17 protein-coding genes are annotated in these 19447 nt (G+C 71.4%); all 17 read right to left on the reverse strand.

The window, feature by feature from the left end; all coding sequences use genetic code 11:
- Complete coding sequence (gene pyrF, locus V6R91_RS28055) at positions 1-834, reverse strand: orotidine-5'-phosphate decarboxylase (protein WP_336397974.1); 834 nt, start codon at positions 832-834, stop codon at positions 1-3.
- Positions 831-4118 (reverse strand): carbamoyl-phosphate synthase large subunit, encoded by a 3288-nt coding sequence (carB, locus tag V6R91_RS28060; RefSeq protein WP_336397975.1) that lies wholly within the window; start codon positions 4116-4118, stop codon positions 831-833. Before carB ends, pyrF begins: the two co-directional genes overlap by 4 nt.
- Positions 4111-5268, reverse strand: a complete 1158-nt coding sequence (carA, locus tag V6R91_RS28065) for a glutamine-hydrolyzing carbamoyl-phosphate synthase small subunit (RefSeq protein ID WP_336397976.1) — start codon at positions 5266-5268, stop codon at positions 4111-4113. Before carA ends, carB begins: the two co-directional genes overlap by 8 nt.
- Positions 5265-5774: a PH-like domain-containing protein gene (locus V6R91_RS28070; protein ID WP_336397977.1), complete on the reverse strand. Its 510-nt coding sequence runs from the start codon at positions 5772-5774 to the stop codon at positions 5265-5267. Before V6R91_RS28070 ends, carA begins: the two co-directional genes overlap by 4 nt.
- The gene (locus tag V6R91_RS28075; protein WP_336397978.1) at positions 5771-7081 is read right to left on the reverse strand and encodes a dihydroorotase; all 1311 of its coding nucleotides are present in this window, start codon (positions 7079-7081) and stop codon (positions 5771-5773) included. The genes V6R91_RS28070 and V6R91_RS28075 overlap by 4 nt, the downstream gene beginning before the upstream one ends.
- Positions 7078-8091: an aspartate carbamoyltransferase catalytic subunit gene (locus tag V6R91_RS28080; RefSeq protein WP_336397979.1), complete on the reverse strand. Its 1014-nt coding sequence runs from the start codon at positions 8089-8091 to the stop codon at positions 7078-7080. The genes V6R91_RS28075 and V6R91_RS28080 overlap by 4 nt, the downstream gene beginning before the upstream one ends.
- Positions 8088-8618: a bifunctional pyr operon transcriptional regulator/uracil phosphoribosyltransferase PyrR gene (gene pyrR / locus V6R91_RS28085; RefSeq protein ID WP_336397980.1), complete on the reverse strand. Its 531-nt coding sequence runs from the start codon at positions 8616-8618 to the stop codon at positions 8088-8090. Before pyrR ends, V6R91_RS28080 begins: the two co-directional genes overlap by 4 nt.
- Positions 8619-8736: 118 nt before the next feature.
- The gene (locus V6R91_RS28090; protein WP_336397981.1) at positions 8737-9273 is read right to left on the reverse strand and encodes a DoxX family protein; all 537 of its coding nucleotides are present in this window, start codon (positions 9271-9273) and stop codon (positions 8737-8739) included.
- Between the two features lie 171 nt (positions 9274-9444).
- A complete protein-coding gene (locus tag V6R91_RS28095; RefSeq protein ID WP_336397982.1) occupies positions 9445-11013 on the reverse strand; it encodes a Rieske 2Fe-2S domain-containing protein in 1569 nt (522 codons plus the stop codon).
- Between the two features lie 101 nt (positions 11014-11114).
- Positions 11115-14366, reverse strand: a complete 3252-nt coding sequence (locus V6R91_RS28100) for a DEAD/DEAH box helicase (RefSeq protein WP_336397983.1) — start codon at positions 14364-14366, stop codon at positions 11115-11117.
- A 58-nt stretch (positions 14367-14424) separates the two neighbouring features.
- Complete coding sequence (gene nusB, locus V6R91_RS28105; protein WP_378880815.1) at positions 14425-14835, reverse strand: transcription antitermination factor NusB; 411 nt, start codon at positions 14833-14835, stop codon at positions 14425-14427.
- An 18-nt stretch (positions 14836-14853) separates the two neighbouring features.
- Entirely contained in the window at positions 14854-15414 is a 561-nt protein-coding gene (gene efp / locus V6R91_RS28110; RefSeq protein WP_336397984.1) for an elongation factor P, read from the reverse strand.
- Between the two features lie 115 nt (positions 15415-15529).
- Positions 15530-15988 (reverse strand): type II 3-dehydroquinate dehydratase, encoded by a 459-nt coding sequence (locus tag V6R91_RS28115; protein ID WP_336397985.1) that lies wholly within the window; start codon positions 15986-15988, stop codon positions 15530-15532.
- 53 nt (positions 15989-16041) lie between these two features.
- The gene (locus V6R91_RS28120) at positions 16042-16572 is read right to left on the reverse strand and encodes a GNAT family N-acetyltransferase (RefSeq protein ID WP_336397986.1); all 531 of its coding nucleotides are present in this window, start codon (positions 16570-16572) and stop codon (positions 16042-16044) included.
- A complete protein-coding gene (aroB, locus tag V6R91_RS28125; RefSeq protein ID WP_336397987.1) occupies positions 16569-17645 on the reverse strand; it encodes a 3-dehydroquinate synthase in 1077 nt (358 codons plus the stop codon). The genes V6R91_RS28120 and aroB overlap by 4 nt, the downstream gene beginning before the upstream one ends.
- A complete protein-coding gene (locus tag V6R91_RS28130; RefSeq protein ID WP_336397988.1) occupies positions 17642-18229 on the reverse strand; it encodes a shikimate kinase in 588 nt (195 codons plus the stop codon). The genes aroB and V6R91_RS28130 overlap by 4 nt, the downstream gene beginning before the upstream one ends.
- Positions 18213-19442, reverse strand: a complete 1230-nt coding sequence (gene aroC, locus V6R91_RS28135) for a chorismate synthase (RefSeq protein ID WP_336397989.1) — start codon at positions 19440-19442, stop codon at positions 18213-18215. The genes V6R91_RS28130 and aroC overlap by 17 nt, the downstream gene beginning before the upstream one ends.
- Positions 19443-19447: the final 5 nt, after the last annotated feature.

Consider the following 19447-nt stretch of genomic DNA (forward strand, 5'->3'; position numbering starts at 1 on the left):
TCACTCACCACGGTAGAGAAGGGCGCGCTCGGAGATGCGCGCGGCGAGCCGGTCGGGTCCGGCAGCCAGGATGCTGCGGCTCTCCGACGCTATCACCGCTTGCGACAGCGCGCCGAAGCGCGCGCGGAGCTGGTGCGGCTCGGCGCCCTGGTGCCCGAAGCCGGGACCCAGGATCGGCGCCACCGGGGAGAACGGCCGGAGCCCGGCATCCGCCCAGTCCACGGTGCCCCCGACGACGAAGCCGAGGCTCCCCCACCGGCCGTCCGGCGTCACGGCGGCGTTGCGCGCGGAGACCTCCCGCACGATGGCGGCGGAGACGGTCTCGCCGCCCGCGTGATGCGCGCGCTGCAGGGTCAGCGCCTCGGGATTGCTGGTCGCGGCGAGCACGAAGACGCCCTTGCCGTGGCGCTGCGCGAGCTCGAACGTGCCCTCCAGCGCCCCGACGCCGAGGAACGGGCTCACCGTGACCGCGTCCGCCTCCAGAGGCGACCCGGGTTCGAGCCACGCCTCGGCGTACGCGTCCATCGTCGAGCCGATGTCGCCGCGTTTGGCGTCGGCGATGACCACGAGCCCGGCCTCGCGGCCGGCGGCGAGCACGTCCTCCAGCGCGGCGATCCCCGCCGATCCGAAGCGCTCGAAGAACGACACCTGCGGCTTGACCACGGCCACGCGTCCCGCGGCGGCCTCCACCACGCGGAGGCCGAACTCGCGCACGCCCGCGGGCGAGGCATCCAGCCCCCACTCGGCGAGCAGGTGCGCGTGCGGGTCGATGCCGACGCACAGCTGCCCGTGCGCCGCCATCTCGGCGCGGATGCGCTCGCCGAATGAGGTCATGCGTCCGCCCGCCGGTCGGCGGCGTACTCCTGCAGGCTCTTCACGTCGAAGCCGTCGCGCAGCACCGGCAGCGCGCTGACCGCCGCTCCGAGGACGGCCATCGTGGTGAACAGCGCCTTGTCGCCGGCGACGGCCGCGGCGCGGATCTCGTAGCCGTCGGCGCGCGCCGCTCCTCCCGAGGGGGTGTTCACGACGATGTCGATCTCGCCGGCGTTGATGAGGTCGACGATGTTCGTGTCGCCGGAGCCGTGCGTCTCGGAGTACTTGCGGACGACGTCGACCGCGATGCCGTTGCGGGCGAGGATCTCGGCGGTGCCCTCCGTGGCGACGAGGTCGAAGCCCAGCTCCTGCAGCCGGTGGGCGGGCAGGATCACGGCGCGCTTGTCGCTGTCGGCCACCGAGATGAACACGGTGCCCGACTGCGGCATGCCGCCGTAGGCCGCCTCCTGGGACTTCGCGAACGCGGTCGGGAAGTCGCGGTCGATCCCCATCACCTCGCCCGTGGAGCGCATCTCGGGGCCGAGGACCGAGTCCACCGTCTGGCCGTCCGCCGTGCGGAACCGCTTGAAAGGCAGCACGGCCTCCTTGACGGCGACCGGGGCGTCCAGGGGCACGCGCGAGCCGTCCTGCTCGGGCAGCATGCCCTCGCCCCGCAGCTCGGCGATGGTCGCGCCGGCCATGACGCGCGCGGCGGCCTTGGCCAGCGGGATGCCCAGCGCCTTCGACACGAACGGCACCGTGCGGCTGGCGCGCGGGTTCGCCTCGATGACGTAGAGGACGCCGGCCGAGATGGCGAACTGCACGTTGAGCAGGCCCCGCACGCCCACGCCCTCGGCGATGGCGCGCGTCGCCTCGCGCACGCGGTCGATGTCGGTGCGTCCGAGGCTCACCGGCGGCAGCGTGCACGACGAGTCGCCGGAGTGGATGCCGGCCTCCTCGAGGTGCTCCATCACGCCGCCGATGTAGAGCTCCTCACCGTCGAACAGCGCGTCGACGTCGATCTCGATGGCGTCGTCGAGGAACCGGTCCACGAGCAGCGGAAGGCCGGGGCCGATGATGGCCTGGTCGGCGATGCGCACGAAGTAGTCGCGCAGCGCCTCGGTCGAGTACACGATCTCCATGCCGCGGCCGCCCAGCACGAAGCTCGGGCGCACGAGGACCGGGTAGCCGATCTCCTCGGCCACGGCGACAGCGCCCTCGACGTCGATCGCGGTGCCGTTGCGCGGCGCGACGAGCCCGGCGTCGTCGAGGAGGCGCGAGAACTGCTCGCGCTCCTCCGCCAGGTCGATCGCTGCGGGCTTCGTGCCGAGGATCGTGTAGCCGGCCTCCTCGATGCCCTTGGCCAGGCCCAGCGGCGTCTGGCCGCCGAGCTGGCAGATGACGCCGAGGATCCTCCCCGACCGGGACTCTGCATGCAGCACCTCCAGCACGTCCTCGAGCGTCAGCGGCTCGAAGTAGAGGCGGTCGGAGGTGTCGTAGTCGGTCGAGACCGTCTCGGGGTTGCAGTTGACCATGATGGTCTCGTAGCCGGCGTCGGCGAGCGCGAACGACGCGTGCACGCACGAGTAGTCGAACTCGACGCCCTGCCCGATGCGGTTGGGGCCCGAGCCGATGATGACGACCTTGGTGCGCTCGGAGGCGGACACCTCGGTCTCGGCGTCGTAGTTGGAGTAGTGGTAGGGCGTGAGCGCCGGGAACTCCCCCGCGCAGGTGTCGACGGTCTTGTAGACCGGGCGGATGCCCAGCCCGTGGCGGACGCCCCGCACCTCGGCCTCGGTGTCGCCGCGCAGCTGCGCGATCTGGGCGTCGCTGAAGCCGTGCTCCTTCGCGATGCGGAGGGTGGCGGCATCCAACTCCCCCGCCCGGCGCACGAACTCGGCGACCTCGTTGATGAGCACGATCTGGTCGAGGAACCACGGGTCGATCTTGGTGGCGTCGAAGGCCTGCTCGACGGTGGCCCCCTTGCGAAGCGCCTGCTGCAGGACGACGATGCGGCCGTCGGTGGGCGTCTTCGCGATCTCCAGGAGCTCGGCCACCGACCGGTCCTCGTCGCCCCAGTGGAAGCTCGAGCCGCGCTTCTCGAGCGAGCGGAGCGCCTTCTGCAGGGCCGTGGCGTAGTTGCGACCGATCGCCATGGCCTCGCCGACCGACTTCATGGTGGTCGTGAGCGTGGTGTCGGCGGCCGGGAACTTCTCGAAGTTGAAGCGCGGGACCTTCACCACGATGTAGTCCAGCGTCGGTTCGAAGCTCGCCGGCGTCACCTTCGTGATGTCGTTGGGAATCTCGTCGAGGCGGTAGCCGATCGCCAGCTTCGCGGCGATCTTCGCGATGGGGAATCCCGTCGCCTTCGAGGCCAGCGCCGACGAGCGCGACACGCGCGGGTTCATCTCGATGACGATGATGCGCCCGGTCGCGGGGTCGACGGCGAACTGGATGTTGCACCCGCCGGTGTCGACGCCGACGGCCCGGATGATGTCGATGCCGATGTCGCGGAGCTTCTGGTACTCGCGGTCGGTGAGGGTGAGAGCGGGGGCGACGGTGATCGAGTCGCCGGTGTGGACGCCGACCGGGTCGACGTTCTCGATGGAGCAGACGACGACCGTGTTGTCGGCGGTGTCGCGCATGAGCTCGAGCTCGTACTCCTTCCACCCGAGGATGGACTCCTCCAGGAGCACCTCGTTCGTGGGCGAGTCGTGCAGGCCGGCACCGCCGATGCGGCGGAGGTCGGCCTCGTCGTACGCGAAGCCCGAGCCGAGGCCGCCCATCGTGAAGGACGGACGCACCACCAGCGGGTATCCGAGCTTCTCGGCGCCCTCGATCAGGTCGTCCATCGAGTGGCAGATGACGGACTGGGCCACGTCGGCGCCCGCCTCGAGGACGAGCTCCTTGAAGATCTGGCGGTCCTCGCCCTTGCGGATGGCGTCGACCTTCGCGCCGATGAGCTCGACGCCGTACTTGTCCAGGATGCCGCGATCGTGGAGAGCCATCGCCGCGTTGAGGGCGGTCTGCCCGCCGAGCGTCGGCAGGATGGCGTCCGGCTTCTCCTTGGCGAGGATCGTCTCGATCACCTCGGGGGTGATCGGCTCGATGTAGGTGGCATCGGCGAAGTCGGGGTCGGTCATGATCGTGGCCGGGTTGGGGTTGACCAGGATGACCCGGATGCCCTCTTCGCGCAGCACGCGGCAGGCCTGCGTGCCGGAGTAGTCGAACTCGGCCGCCTGGCCGATGACGATCGGACCGGATCCGATGACGAGGACGGAGTGGATGTCGTCGCGCTTAGGCATTCTTCTTGGTCTCCAGGGTCGCGACGACCAGGTCGCGGAAGCGGTCGAACAGGTAATTGGCGTCGTGCGGGCCGGCCGCCGCCTCGGGGTGGTACTGGACCGAGAACGCCGGGATGTCCAGCGCGCGCAGTCCCTCGACGACCTGGTCGTTCAGGCCGACATGGCTCACCTCGATGCGGCCGTAGCCGTTCGGGCTGTCGAACGCGCCCTCGACCGGGGCGTCGACGGCGAAACCGTGGTTGTGCGCGGTGATCTCGACGCGGCCGGTGGCCTTGTCGAGGACCGGCTGGTTGATCCCGCGGTGGCCGAACGGCAGCTTGTACGTGCCGAGTCCGAGGGCGCGCCCCAGCAGCTGATTGCCGAAGCAGATGCCGAAGAACGGCAGGCCGTCGTCGAGGACGCCGCGAAGGAGGTCGACGTGATCCCCCGAGGCGGCGGGGTCGCCGGGGCCGTTCGAGTAGAACACCGCGACCGGGTCGATCGCGCGGATGTCGTCGATGGAGACGTCCTGCGGCAGCACGTGGACGTCGAAGCCCCGTGCCGCGAGGTTGTCGACCGTGGCCCGCTTGACGCCGAGGTCGAGCACCGCGAGGTTGCCGATCCGCTCCCCCGTCGCCTTCGTGACCTCGGCGGCCGCGACCGACACCTCGGCCGAGAGGTTCCGGCCCGCCATCTCGGGCGCCTCGCGGACGAGGCGCAGCTGCTCCTCCGGGTCGATTCCCGCGGCCTCGCCGGAGAAGACGCCGCCGCGCATGCTTCCGGCCGACCGGATGTGGCGCGTGACGGCGCGCGTGTCGATGCCGCTGATGCCGACCACGCCGTCGTTCACGAGCGCGTCGTCGAGCGACTCGTCGGCCCGCCAGTTCGACACCACGCGCGAGGGGTCGCGCACGATGTACCCGGACACCCAGATGCGCCGTGACTCGGGGTCCTCGCGGTTCATGCCGGTGTTGCCGATGTGGGGAGCGGTCTGCAGCACGATCTGGCCCGCGTACGAGGGGTCGGTGAGGGTCTCCTGGTAGCCGGTCATCCCGGTGGAGAAGACGACCTCGCCGAGTGTCGTGCCGATGGCGCCGTAGGCGCGCCCGACGTGGCGGGTGCCGTCCTCGAGCACCAGGACGGCGGGGTCGGTCTGGAAGAGGGAGTTCATGCGCGTGTTCCCGTCTGGGTCGGGGGAAGGATGGCGGCCATGGCGTCGGCGAGGGCGCGGGCGGAGGCATCCTGAGGTCGGAAGTAGGAGTCGACGACGGTGCCGTCGTCGAGGCGCCAGGCGAGGCGGACGAGGCCGTCGCGCTCGACCACGCGGTCGATCGCCACCGTCGCCTGCGCGACGTCCTGGATCCGGTCGGCGGCGAGGAAGACCCGCGGCCTGCCGGTCACGTCGAGGGCGATGCCGGCGTCGGTCACCGTGACGTCGGACCGCGAGCGGAAGCCCAGGCCGCCGATGGCGAGGCGCTCCAGCGGCTGGCCGTGCCGGGTGGTCGCCACGTAGAGCGCGGGCCACGACGAACGGGTGGTGGCGCCCGGGGGGATCTCGCCCACGGGAGCGGCGAGATGCGCGTCACGACGGGTGCGTCGTCGCCATGCCCAGACGAGCAGGGCGAGGAGCACGACCGTGACGGCGAGGATGATGCCCAGTGCGCCTTCACGGGTCATGCGCGGACCCCCGGTGCGTCCAGGAGGACGCCGTCGGCGACCGTGGCCGTGCCGCCGTGGAGGGTCCACCGCACGTCGCCCGGGAGTTCCCGCCCGAGGTAGGGCGAGTTGACGCTGCGGCCGCGGAGGTCACCGGCGGTGAAGGTGCGCCGCGGCGAGGGGTCGTAGAACGTCAGGGAGGCGGGCTGGCCCTCGGTGAGCGGAGTGCCGTGGCCCGAGAGCCGGCCGATGCGCGCGGGCTCCCGCGACATGACCCGTGCGACGTCTCCCCAGGTGATGAGACCCGTGTCGACCATCGACTGCTGCACGACCCGCAGCGCGCTCTCCAGCCCCACCATGCCGTTCGCGGCCGCGTGCCACTCGCAGGCCTTCGCCTCCGCCGGATGCGGCGCGTGATCGGTGGCGACGATGTCGATCGTGCCGTCGGCCAGGCCCTCGCGCACCGCGATCACGTCCTCCTCGCGGCGCAGCGGCGGGTTCACCTTGAAGCGTGCGTCGTAGTCGCGCACCAGTTCGTCGGTGAGGAGGAGGTGGTGGGGGGTGACCTCGGCGGTGACGTCGACGCCCCGCTTCTTGGCCCAGCGGATGATCTCGACCGAACCGGCCGTCGACAGGTGGCACACGTGCAGGCGCGAGCCGACGTGCTCGGCGAGGAGGACGTCGCGCGCGATGATCGACTCCTCGGCGACGGCGGGCCAGCCGGCGAGGCCGAGCTCGGCCGACACGGCGCCCTCGTTCATCTGGGCGCCCTCGGTCAGCCGGGGGTCCTGGGCGTGCTGCGCGATGACGCCGTCGAACGCCTTCACGTACTCGAGGGCGCGCCGCATGATGAGCGGGTCCCACACGCAGAAGCCGTCGTCGCTGAAGACGCGCACGCGGGCGCGGGAGTCCGCCATCGCGCCGAGCTCGGCCAGGCGCTCGCCCTTCTGCCCGACGGTGACGGCACCGATCGGCTGCACGGTGACGTACCCGGCGGCCTCGCCGAGGGCGAGCTCCTGTTCGACGACGCCGGCGGTGTCGGCGACCGGTGAGGTGTTCGGCATCGCGAAGACGGCCGTGTAGCCGCCGGCGGCGGCGGCGCGGGACCCGGTGAGGATCGTCTCGGATGCCTCGTACCCGGGCTCGCGGAGATGCGTGTGCAGGTCGACCAGGCCGGGGAGAAGTACGAGCCCGCCGACGTCGACCGTCGTCGCGCCGGTGCGGCTCAGGCCTGCGCCGATCTCGGCGATCACACCGTCCGAGACGATCACATCGGCGGCGCCGCTGCCCTCGATCAGCGCTCCGCGGAAGAGGAAGGTCTCGCTCATCGGGTGTTCTCCTTCGCTGTGCGATCCGCCGCGGGGATGTGCGTCGCAGGGATGTCGTCGGCCGTGGTGCGCTCCGCTCCCGCCAGCAGCAGGTAGAGCGCGGCCATGCGCACCGAGACGCCGTTCGCCACCTGCTCGAGCACGGTCGAGCGCGGCGAATCGGCGGCTTCGGCGGAGATCTCCAGGCCCCGGTTCATGGGTCCGGGGTGCATGACAATGCTATCGGCTCCGAGCGCGGCCAGGCGGCGTGCGTCCAGGCCCCAGCGGCGCGAATACTCCCGTTCAGTGGGGAAATACGCCGCGTTCATGCGCTCCAGCTGGATGCGGAGCATCATGAGGGCGTCCGGAGCGCCGGAGATCGCCTCGTCGAGGTCGTACACGACCGACACGGGCCACCCGGACATGTCCTGCGGGACGAGCGTGGGCGGGGCGACGAGTGTGACCGCGGCGCCCAGCGTGTTCAGCAGCCAGACGTTCGAGCGCGCGACGCGGGAGTGCAGGATGTCGCCGACGATGGCGACCTTGACCCCGGCGAGGTCGCGTCCGCGGCTCTCCCGGCCGAAGCGGCGCCTGCGGATCGTGAACGCGTCGAGCAGGGCCTGCGTGGGATGCTCGTGGGTGCCGTCGCCGGCGTTGACCACGCCGGCGCTGATCCACCCGCTCGTGGCCAGCGTGCGCGGGGCGCCGGAGGCACCGTGACGGATGACGACGGCATCCGCCCCCATCGCCTGCAGCGTCTGCGCCGTGTCCTGCAGCGACTCCCCCTTGGAGACGCTCGAGCCCTTCGCGGAGAAGTTGATGACGTCGGCGGACAGGCGCTTGGCGGCCGCCTCGAACGAGATGCGCGTCCGCGTCGAGTCCTCGAAGAAGAGGTTGACGACGGTCTTGCCGCGCAGCGTCGGCAGCTTCTTCACCTCGCGCTGCTGGGTGTCGGCCATGTCCTCGGCGACGTCGAGCACGCGCAGGGCGTCCTCGCGGCCGAGCGTCTGGGTGTCCAGGAGATGCCTCATGACTCGATCGTCACCTCCTCGCGGCCGTCGGTCTCGGTGAGACGGACGTTCACCCGCTCGTCGCGCGCACTCGGGAGGTTCTTCCCGACGAAGTCGGGGCGGATGGGCAGCTCGCGGTGGCCCCGGTCGACGAGGGTCGCCAGGCGCACGGCCGCCGGTCGTCCGATGTCCTGCAGGGCATCCAGCGCCGCCCGGATGCTCCGGCCCGAGAACAGCACGTCGTCGACGAGCACGACCACCTTGCCGTCGATGCCGCCCGCGGGGATCTGGGTGGGCTGGGGTGCGCGCGTGGGGTTGCGGTGCAGATCGTCGCGGTACATCGTCACGTCCAGCGCGCCGACGGCGACCGAAGCTCCGCCGAACTGCTCGACGAGCGCGCCGATGCGGTGGGCGAGCGTGACGCCGCGGGTGGGGATGCCGAGGAGGACGAGGCCGTCGGGGCCTCTGTTGGACTCGAGGATCTCGTGCGAGATCCGAGTCAGTGCCCGGGCGATGTCGGCCTCGTGCAGCACGGTGCGCGTGCTCATCCGGCTCCCTTCTCCGCCTCACAGGACGGTGTTAAAGGTTGCTGCGATCGTCGTCCATCCTACGGCACGGCGAAGGCCGGCCCCGTACGGGACCGGCCTTCACGCGGTGGAGGCGACGTCAGTGCCTGGCAGCGGGACCGCGCAGGACGCGGGATGCCACCACGAGGGCGGCGGCGATCAGCACGACGTTCTTGAAGATGTACTGGCCGGTCAGCGTCGGACCGACCGGGCCGAAGACCTCCGCGGGCAGCAGGACGATCGGCGACAGGATGCCGACGAACGCCAGCGCCAGCACCACGAGGCCGATTCGGGCGAAAGCGCCGCCGGCGATGAGCAGGGCTCCGGCGAGCACCTCGATGACGGCGGTCGCGATCAACGCGGCCTGGCCGCTGACCATGCCGAACGTGAGCTTCTCCCACGTGGCGCTCACCAGCGCCTCGACGGGGCTCACGCCGGGGATCAGCTTCAGCGCGCCGAAGACGACGAAGACGGCTCCCAGCGCGACGCGCAGCGCCGGGATGCTCCAGCGCTGCAGCGACACCTTGAGCGCGGACTCCGCGCGTGCCTCGAGGGCGATCAGGGCGCGGAGCGGGTTCTGGCGGCCGGCGGACGCGGGAACGACGCCGGCGGCGCCGTGGACGGGGACGGTGGTCATGGCGTGACTCCTTCGGGTGTGATCGCCCGCGATGGCGGGCACGGTGATCAGGACCCGATCGGAGCCGCAGTGATACGCGCGCCCCGAGATTCACGCTCCTGCTACAGCCGCACCGACAGCAGACCGCCGTCTGGTTGTAGATGAGCTACAACCAGACGGCGGCGCGGTGGTTCAGGCGGCGGGCGTCGTCGCCGCGCGATCGTCCTCCACCTGCGACGCGCGGATCGGGTGTCCCTGGCTGGTGAGGCACTTGCCGCTGGCGAGGTCCCACTTCCAGTCGTGGAGCGAGCAGGTGAGCACGCCGTCCTCGATCTTCCCGGTCTTGGTGAGGTCCGCGCGCAGATGCGGGCACCGCCGCTGCACCAGCCAGTCGCCGAGCTGGGCGTCCTCGGTCTGGTCGGTCTGCTCGGCGTACCAGTTCTCGACGTACTCGATGCGGTCGCGCGAGAGGCACTTGAGGAAGGTCGTGAGGAACTCGTTGAACTTGCCGCTGCGGCCCACCTCGAACTGCATCGACAGGAAGATCGAGTTCGACCAGTCGATCTCGTGGTCGGCGATGTTGGTGGAGACGAGGTCGGCGGGGATCGTGTACCAGTAGATGCACTCCTCACCGGCATACTCCCGGACCTTCGCCTTCGGGAAATCGACGACCATGTCCAGCTCGCCGATGCGGAAGCGCACCACGCCGCCCACGCCGTTGCGGATCGTGCGGGCGCGGCGCAGCAGCGGCTCCCACCACTCCTTGATCGCCGCGAGCATCTCATCCGGCGCGAGCACCGGGGCCCGCGACGCCTCCTCCGCGCGGATCTCGTCCTGGCGGGAGTCGCGCTGCTCGGCGAGGTAGGCCCACTTGTCGTCGAAGATGCGGTCGATCTCGGCATCCGTGTACAGCGTCTGGGTGACCGTGAGCTCGCCGTCGTTCAGCTCGACGACCGTGCCGGGCACGAACTCGTAGCCCTTCTGATCGGGCCGGAGCTCTTTCATGTGCGCAAGGAACTCGCGCTGGTCGGTGAAGATCGAGTCGTTCTCGAGCCCCGTCCCGTTGTAGCGGAAGAGCTCCTCGCGCAGGAACATCGGGGGGCCGGCCATCGGGAAGACGTGCTCGGCGTCGACCTTCTCGATGTAGTACATCGCGCGCTTGTTCTGCGCGTCGCGCTTGAGCTTGGCGAAGTTCTGCTTGGCGTCCTGCGGCAGGTCGTAGACCATCGGCCACCAGATGGCGCCCGACACCTGGGTGAAGTACGCCTCCGGCTTGGAGAACGCCATCAGCTTCTCGAGATCCAGAGGGTGCGAGTCGTTCTGGTTCAGGATGCTGGCGGTCCCATCGTCGACGCTCAGCGACGAGTCGCCGATCGGGCCGTCACTCGGCGCGCGCAGCGGCGTCACCATCAGCTTGAGCGGTCCGAACTCCAGCGGCACGCCGGCCTGGGTGTAGATGATGTCGTCGTAGCCGAGCCTGCGGAGATCCTGCTCGAGGTCGTCCGTCGGGTACTCAGGCAGCAGCACCTTGATGGTCTTGGGCACGTACCGGTCCATGAGCGCCGGGTCGAAGTGGTCGCGGTGCCGGTGCGAGACGTAGAGGAAGTCGGCGTTGCCGAACCGCTCCCAGTCGAGTCCCCGGTTGTCGGGGAACGGGAACCACGACCCGAAGAAGGTCGGGCCGATCACAGGGTCGCAGAGGATGTTTCCCCCCGCCGTCTCGATGAACATTCCGGCGTGGCCGAGGCCCGTGATGCGCATGGGTGTCCTCCCGTGTCGAACCAGATGATTCTAGGCGAGGCTCGCGCGGGCACCTGTCGCACCGGCCGTGCAAAACCCGATCCACCCGCGTGTGCTCGTCCTCAGGCGTCGAACAGCCCGCGGATGTCGTCGGCGGTGAGCGCCTGCCCGAAGAGGGCGTCGTCGTCCATGACCGAGCGGAACAGCCGCGCCTTGCGCCGCTGCAGTGCCATCACCTTCTCCTCGATCGTGCCCGAGGCGATGAGGCGGTAGACCATGACGCTGCGGTGCTGGCCGATGCGGTGGGCGCGGTCCACGGCCTGCGCCTCGGCGGCCGGGTTCCACCACGGGTCGAGCAGGAAGACGTAATCGGCCTCGGTCAGCGTCAGGCCGAAGCCGCCGGCCTTCAGGCTGATGAGGAACACCGGGGCCTCTCCCCCGCGGAACGCGGCCACGGCGGCATCCCGATCCCGCGTGGACCCGTCGAGGTACGCGTAGGCCACCCCGCGCTTCTCCAGCTCGGCGGCGACGAGGCCGAGGAACGACGTGAACTGGCTGAACACGAGGGCCCGGTGACCCTCCGCGAGGGCCTCGTCCAGCTGCTCGAAGAGGGCGCCGAGCTTGCTCGGCGGGATGTTCGCGTGCGCGGGATCCACGAGCTCGGGTGCAAGGCTCAGCATCCGCAGCAGCGTGAGGGACCGGAACACGATGAAGCGGTTGCGATCCAGGTCCTCCAGGAGCCCGAGCACCTTCTGACGCTCGCGCTGCAGCACGGTGTCGTAGAGGGCGCGGTGGGCGGCGCCCAGCTCGATGCGGACCTCCTGCTCCTGCTTGGCAGGCAGGTCCGCGGCGACGAGCTCCTTCGTGCGCCGCAGCACGAGCGGCCGGATGCGTCGCCGCAGCCGGTCCAGCCGAGCGGCACGGTAGGCCCCGCCCTCCTGGTTCTCGGGCACCTTGCCCTTCTCGATGGGGCCCACGTACTCCTCGCGGAACCGCCGGGACGAGGCGAACAGGCCGGGTGCCGTGAGCGAGAGCAGCGCCCACAGCTCGGTCAGACTGTTCTCCAGCGGGGTGCCGGTCACGGCGAAGACGACGTCGGTGCGGAGATCCCGTGCCGCGCGGTACGCCTGGGTGCGGCTGTTCTTGACGAACTGCGCCTCGTCGAGGATGAGACCGGCCCACTCCAGGCCGGCGAACTCGCGCTCGTCCAGCCGGAGCAGCGTGTACGACGTCACGACGACGTCGGCCGTGCCGGCGGCGTCGGCCGGCGACCGCCGCCGCTTGGCTCGCGTGGCGTCGACGACCTCGACCCGCAGGTCCGGCGTGAACCGCTCGCTCTCACTGCGCCACGTCGACAGCACCGAGGTGGGCGCAACGACCAGGAACGGGCGGGTCTCGCCGCTCTCGCGCGCGTGGGCGATGAGCGCCAGCAGCTGCAGCGTCTTGCCCAGGCCCATGTCGTCGGCGAGGATGCCGCCCAGCCGGTGCCGCCAGAGGAAGGCGAGCCAGTCGTACCCCGCCCGCTGATACGGCCGAAGCTCGGCGTGCAGAGCGGACGGGAGCGGCGCGGCCGGTACGCCGTCGGCATCGCGCAGCGCGTCGACCGTCTCACGCCAGGCCACCGCGGGTTCCGCTTCGTCGGCCAGATCCTCGAAGTCCGCCCACAGGGCCGTCTGATACCTGCTGATCCGGGGGCCGGCCTCCCACTCCTCGAGCTCGCCCGCCTCTTCGATGAGATCGCGCAGGCGTCGCAGCGAGGGGTGCGAGAGCGAGAAGTAGGCGCCGTCGCTGAGCAGGATCCGCCGGCGGCCGCGTGCGAGCGCGGTGAACAGCGTGCCGAAGGGGATCCGCCGGCCGTCGATCGTGACGACCACCCCCAGGTCGAACCAGTCGGAGTCGGTCGTCTCGACCGTGCGCACGCCGATGCGCGGGTCGCCGGTGAGCTCGCGGTACCGCGGGCGCTCGCCGGAGACCTCCACGCGGACGTCGGCGTCGGCCTCGAGCAGCGGCAGCAGCCGCGAGGAGAACTCGGCGGCGTCCAGGCCCGAGAGCGAGCCCGAGGAGGCGAAGTCCACCGGCGCGTGCTCGCTCCACAGCCCGTGGACCCGGGCGCGGATCTCCGACTCGGTCTCGGCGTCCCCGTCGTCGCCGGTGGCGTCGAAGCCGAGTTCCTTCCCGTCGTAGCGCCACGCCAGGGCGTACACGAGCCGGTGGTTCGGCTCGAAGTGGACGCGCAGCACGAGCTGCGGACGCGACGGTGCCGCCAGATCGATCCCGGGCGCCTCGACGCTCACGCGGCGCGCGATCCTCGGGAGATGGTCGCGGAGGAACTCGTCGGCCTCCTCGACGGGCACTCTGACGACCTCGCGCGCGCCGAGCAGCCGAGGCACCGGCTCGGGGAGCGCGACGGGCGCCAGCACGAGCTCGATCCGCTCTCGGGCGACGGCGAAGCGGTAGACGCCCGTGCGTCCCACCGGACGCACGGTGGCGGCATCCGCCCGCTCGCCGTCGATGGTGACCACCGGGGCGACGTCGAGGCCGCGCGCCGAGCGCCGGGCGTGGACGGCGACCGTCGCGGTGCTCGCGAGCGTCACCACGGCGCCCCGCTTCGTCGGGACGAGGGGGATGCCGCGGTCCGCCCCCGCGGCCAGATGCGGCCAGAGCAGGCTCGACTCGATGTCGTCGAGGGTGAGCCACTCCGAGACGTCGGAGAACGCGCCGAAGGAGCGGACGTCCCGCCCGATGCTGTGGAGCTCGGCGAACCACCGCGCCTGCGCGGGGTCGAACGCGGTGCCGGGCCGGCGCAGCGCGTCCCACGAGACGGCGCCCTTGATCCATGCGTCGGACCGGTCCGATCGCTGGAGGGGGCGCAGCCCGACGAGCACGTCGGCGCCGAACTGGTGCAGGCCGCGCGGCGTCGCCGTCTCGACCCGTGCCGGCGCCCACGTGGAGGCGCCGCGGCGGACGCGCTGGCGCAGCTCGACACCCAGTGCGAGCGGCGCGTGCTCCGTCGGCGCGGGCGCCGAGGGGGCGAAGACCGCGCGCCACGACGTCCCCTCCCCGGCGGCAGGGGCGGACCCGGCGAGACGGTTGCTCGCCAGCAGCGTGGCGACGGTGTGCTTGCAGTCGAACTGCACGGGGCAGGTGCACGACGTCGCCGCGATCGGGCGGTCGGGACGCTGTGCGTCCAGGCGCACGCGGCAGCGGTAGGTGCGGCCGCCGCTTCCGGCGACCGCGGACTCGATGACGGACGTCGCCGGGTCCCACGACAGCTGCTGCACGGCGCCCTCGGCCAGATAGGCCCGGCCCCGTTCGAACGAGCCGGCGTCGGTGAGGCCGCGGATGTGCGACGGGTCGACGAACGGCGGGGTCACGGCATCCATCCTGGCAAGTGCTCCGGACAGTCGGGGCAGCCGGGCCGGCCGGGGTCGGTCAGGACGCGCGGGCGATGCGTGCGAGCACGCCGTGCACGAAGGCGCCCGAGTCGTCGGTGGAGAACTCCTTCGCCAGTTCCACGGCCTCGTCGATCGCGACGGCGGCAGGCACCTCGTCGTTGTACAGCAGCTCCCACGTGGCGATGCGCAGCACGGCGCGGTCGACGGCGGGCATGCGGGCGAGGGACCAGTCCTTCGCGAACGTCGTGATCTGCTCGTCGATCGCGTCCTGGTTGTCGATCACCCCGTCGACGATCTCACGGGCGTACAGCCACGAGGCCTGGCGTGCGGGCTCACCGGCGGCGCGGCGCGCCTCGGCGGCGAGGATCGTCGCCGGCTGGTCGCCGCGGACGTCCGCCTGGAACAGGATGTCGAGCGCGCGTTTGCGCGCCTTCGAACGAGCGCTCATCGTCAGCAGCCGCCGACGTCAGTTGACGCGGCCGAGGTAGTCGCCCGTGCGGGTGTCGACCTTGACCTTCGTTCCGGTCTCGAGGAACAGCGGCACCTGGATCTCGTAACCGGTCTCGACGGTGGCAGGCTTGGTGCCGGCCGACGAGCGGTCGCCCTGCAGGCCCGGCTCGGTGTAGGTGATCTCCAGGACGACGGATGCCGGGAGCTCGACGTACAGCGGGTTGCCGTTGTTGAGCGCGATCTGCACCTGCTGGTTCTCGAGCAGGAAGTTCGCGGCGTCGCCGACGGTCGCCGCGCCGACCGTGATCTGGTCGTAGTCGGCGACGTCCATGAAGACGAAGCCCTCGCCGTCGTTGTAGAGGTAGGTGAAGTCGCGGCGGTCGACGTTCTCGAGCTCGACCTTGGCGCCGGCGTTGAACGTCTTGTCGACGACCTTGCCGGTCATGACGTTCTTGAGCTTGGTGCGCACGAACGCGCCGCCCTTGCCGGGCTTGACGTGCTGGAACTCCACGACGCTCCAGAGCTGACCGTCGATGTTGAGGACGACGCCGTTCTTGATGTCTGCGGTGGATGCCATGAGGGTGCGGGTCCGTTTCGTTCGAGAGGAGAGGGCGTCACGCCCGGCGAAGAGGCCGGGGGCCGGAGAGCGCCGACGGTCGATTCTACGGGATGCCCGGTCCCCCGCCGGTCCGTCAGCCCTCGGCCTGGCCTGTGACGGCGTCGATGAGAAGCTCCACCGCCCGGGCGTACCCGGGAACGCCCTCGCCGATCACGTGGACGATGGCGACGTCCGCGACGTACGAACGGTGACGGAACTCCTCGCGGGTGAGGATGTCGGAGATGTGCACCTCGGCGACGGGGAGCCCGACGCCGGACAGGGCGTCGCGCAGCACCACCGAGGTGTGCGTGAGCCCGCCCGGGTTGATGACGATGCCGGCGCAGTCCTCGCGGGCGGCGTGGATGGCATCCAGCAGCACGCCCTCGTGGTTGCTCTGCACGGCACGGACCTCGAAGCCGCGGCGGGCAGCGGCATCCGTCGTCACCCGCTCGACGTCGGCGAGCGTCGCCGTCCCGTACACGGCGGGCTCCCGGGTGCCCAGGAGGTTCAGGTTGGGGCCGTTGACGAGGAGCAGGCGGCGCGGAACGGTCACGCGCCCACCCTACCGGGGTGACGCCGCCGCTCCGGTGGGTCCGGCTCGCCGGTTCAGAGCGCGCGCGCCATCACGATCTCGGGCCCGATGGTGCTCGTGAAGGTCTCGCCGGTGGGGACGAATCCGTTGCGCCGGTAGGCGGCCTGCGCACGGGTGTTGTCGGCGTGGACGTCCAGGGTGAGACGACGGATGCCGAGCCCGGCGACCCACGCGGCGGCGGCGTCGAACAGCGCGTCGATCGTGCCGGCGCCGCGGTGCTCCGGGCTCACGTAGACGCCGACGACGTCGGCACGGGCGGTGTACACGGTGCGACCGGTGTGGTCGACGGTGCCGACGGCGCGCACGAGGACGGTGGCCGATCCGACCCACCGGCCGTCGGCCTCGGCGACGAACTGCGCCGCCTCGTCGCCGATCGCCGCGTCCAGAGTCCGTCGGCGCCAGAACTCGTCGTCGTGCGCGAGCTCCTGCTCGGGGGTGGAGAGGAAGGCGATGCCGGCGTCCGGATCGCCCACGGCACGGATCCGGAGGTCGCGCACGCGCGCCCACTCGTCCTCGCGGACGCGTCGCGCGACCGCCGCCGTCACCCCGCGACCTCCTGGTAGGCCGCGAACAGCAGGGATTCGTCCGGCGCCTGCAGCACGGTGGGCTTGGCGATGTCGTCCAGCACGATGAAGCGCAGCATGCCGCCCCTGCTCTTCTTGTCGCGCTGCATCGTGGCCAGGAGCTGCGGCCACGCGCCGGGGCGGTAGCTCGTCGGAAGCCCGAGGGTCTCGAGGATCTCGCGGTGACGCTGCGCCGCGGCATCCGGCAGGCGTCCCGCCAGCCGCGAGAGCTCGGCGGCGAACACCATGCCGACCGAGATCGCGGCGCCGTGGCGCCAGCGGTACCGTTCGGCGTGCTCGATCGCGTGGCCGAGCGTGTGGCCGTAGTTGAGGATCTCGCGCAGTCCGGCCTCGCGGAGATCCTCCCCCACGACCCGCGCCTTCATGTCGATGGCGAGTTCGATCGTGCGCCGGAACGCGTCGCTGCGGGGATCGACCGCGGCCTCGGCGTCGGCCTCGACGAGGTCGAGGATCTCGGGAGCCCAGATGAAGCCCGCCTTGACCACCTCGGCGTACCCGGCGACGAGTTCGTTGCGCGAGAGCGAATCGAGCAGATCGAGGTCGCAGATGACCGCGCGCGGCGCCCAGAACGCGCCGACGAGGTTCTTGCCCTCGGCGGTGTTGACGCCGGTCTTGCCGCCCACCGCAGCGTCGACCATGCCCAGCACCGTCGTCGGCACCTGCACGACCTCGACGCCGCGGAGCCAGGTCGCCGCGACGAAGCCGGCGAGGTCGGTCACCGCTCCCCCGCCGAATCCGACGATGGCGTCGGTGCGGGTGAAGTCCGCCTTGCCCATCACCTGCCAGCAGAACGCGGCGACCTCGATGCGCTTGCCGGCCTCGGCGTCGGGGATCTCGGCGAGGAGCACCTCGCGGTCGTCGATCAGCTGCGCGCGCAGGCGCTCGGCCTGCGCCGCGAGCGTCGGGGGGTGGATCACCAGCACCTTGCGGGCGGCGGGGGGCAGCGCCTCGCCGAGCGTCGACAGGATGCCGCGCCCCACGGTGATGTCGTAGCGCGCGTCGCCGCTCACGCCGATGGTCGTGGCATCCGTCATCTCGACTCGCTCCGCTCGCTGGGCACGTCCGTCTCCTCCTGCTCGGCCCCAGCGGGCCCGAGCGTCTCGTGCGCCGCGTCGCCGCGCACCCAGTCCACGAGGGCGTCCACGACATCCTGCACCGGTCCGCTCGACGTGTCGAAGGTCACGTCGGCGAGCTCCTCGTACACCGGACGCCGCTGCTCGTAGATGGCGGTCCAGCGCTGGACGGCATCCTCGCCCTGAAGCAGCGGGCGGGCCGAGTCGCGGACGCGGCCGGCCACCACGCGCGCCGTGACGGTCAGCAGCACGACCCGGTGGCCGGCGAGGTCGGCGCGCGTCTGCGGGTGCATGACCGCGCCGCCGCCGAGCGACACGATGCCGCCGCCGCGGAGCCCGGCGACGACCGCCTCGCGCTCGAGCGCGCGGAAGTGCTCCTCGCCGTGCTCGGCGAACAGCCGCTCGATCGGTCCGTGCTCGCGCACCACGGCGGCGTCGGTGTCGAAGAACGGGACGCCCAGTGCCCGCGCCGCCTTCTTGCCGATGCTGGTCTTGCCCGAGCCCATCGGGCCGATCAGCACGACCGGGTCAGAGTGCGGCGTCATGCGAGAGCAGGCCGGCGTCGCTCCGGGCAGCCGTGCGCAGCTCCTCGGGGATCGCCGCGAGGTAGCCGTCGATGTTGCGACGCGTCTCGGCGACGCTGTCGCCGCCGAACTTCTCCAGGACCACGTCCGCCAGGACGACGGCGGTCATCGCCTCGGCGACGACGCCGGCGGCCGGGACCGCGCACACGTCGGAGCGCTGGTGGTGTGCGGAGGCGGCGTCTCCGGTGGAGACGTCGACGGTGCGCAGGGCGCGGGGCACCGTCGCGATCGGCTTCATGCCGGCGCGCACGCGCAGCACTGTGCCGGTGGACATGCCGCCCTCGGTGCCGCCCGCCTTGTCGCTGGAGCGCGTGATGCCGTCCTCGGCCGTGAACAGCTCGTCGTGCGCCGCCGATCCGCGCCGGCGCGTGGTCTCGAAGCCGTCGCCGACTTCGACGCCCTTGATCGCCTGGATGCTCATGAGCGCCTGTGCGAGCTTGGCGTCCAGGCGCCGGTCCCAGTGGACGTGCGAGCCGAGGCCGGGCGGCAGGCCGTAGGCGAGCACCTCGACGATCCCACCGAGCGTGTCGCCGTCCTTGCGGGCGGCGTCGACCTCTGCGACCATCGCCTGGCTCGTTGCCGGGTCGAAGCAGCGCAGCGGATCGGCGTCGAGGACCTCGACGTCGTCGGGTGCGGGCAGCGCTGCGCCCTCTGGGACGCGGACCGGGCCGATCGACAGGGTGTGGCTGACCAGGCGGATGCCGAGCTCCGCCAGGAAGGCGCGGGCGATGGCGCCGAGCGCCACGCGAGCGGCCGTCTCGCGGGCGCTCGCGCGCTCGAGGATCGGCCGGGCCTCGTCGAAGCCGTATTTCTGCATGCCGACGAGGTCGGCGTGTCCGGGGCGCGGGCGGGTGAGCGCGGCACCGCGACCGCGCGACTTCTCCGTCAGCTCGACCGGCTCGGCGCTCATGACCTCGACCCACTTCGGCCACTCGGTGTTGCCGATGCGCAGCGCGATGGGGCTGCCGAGCGAGGATCCGTGGACCACGCCGGACGAGATGGTCAGCTCGTCCTCCTCGAACTTCATGCGCGACCCTCGACCGTAGCCGAGCTTGCGGCGCGCGAGGTCCGCCTGGATCGCAGCGCGGGAGATCGGGACGCCGGCGGGAAGTCCCTCCATGATGGCGACGAGTTCTGGGCCGTGCGATTCGCCGGCCGTGAGCACGCGGAGCATTGCTC

The organism is Microbacterium sp. CCNWLW41, assembly GCF_037083505.1.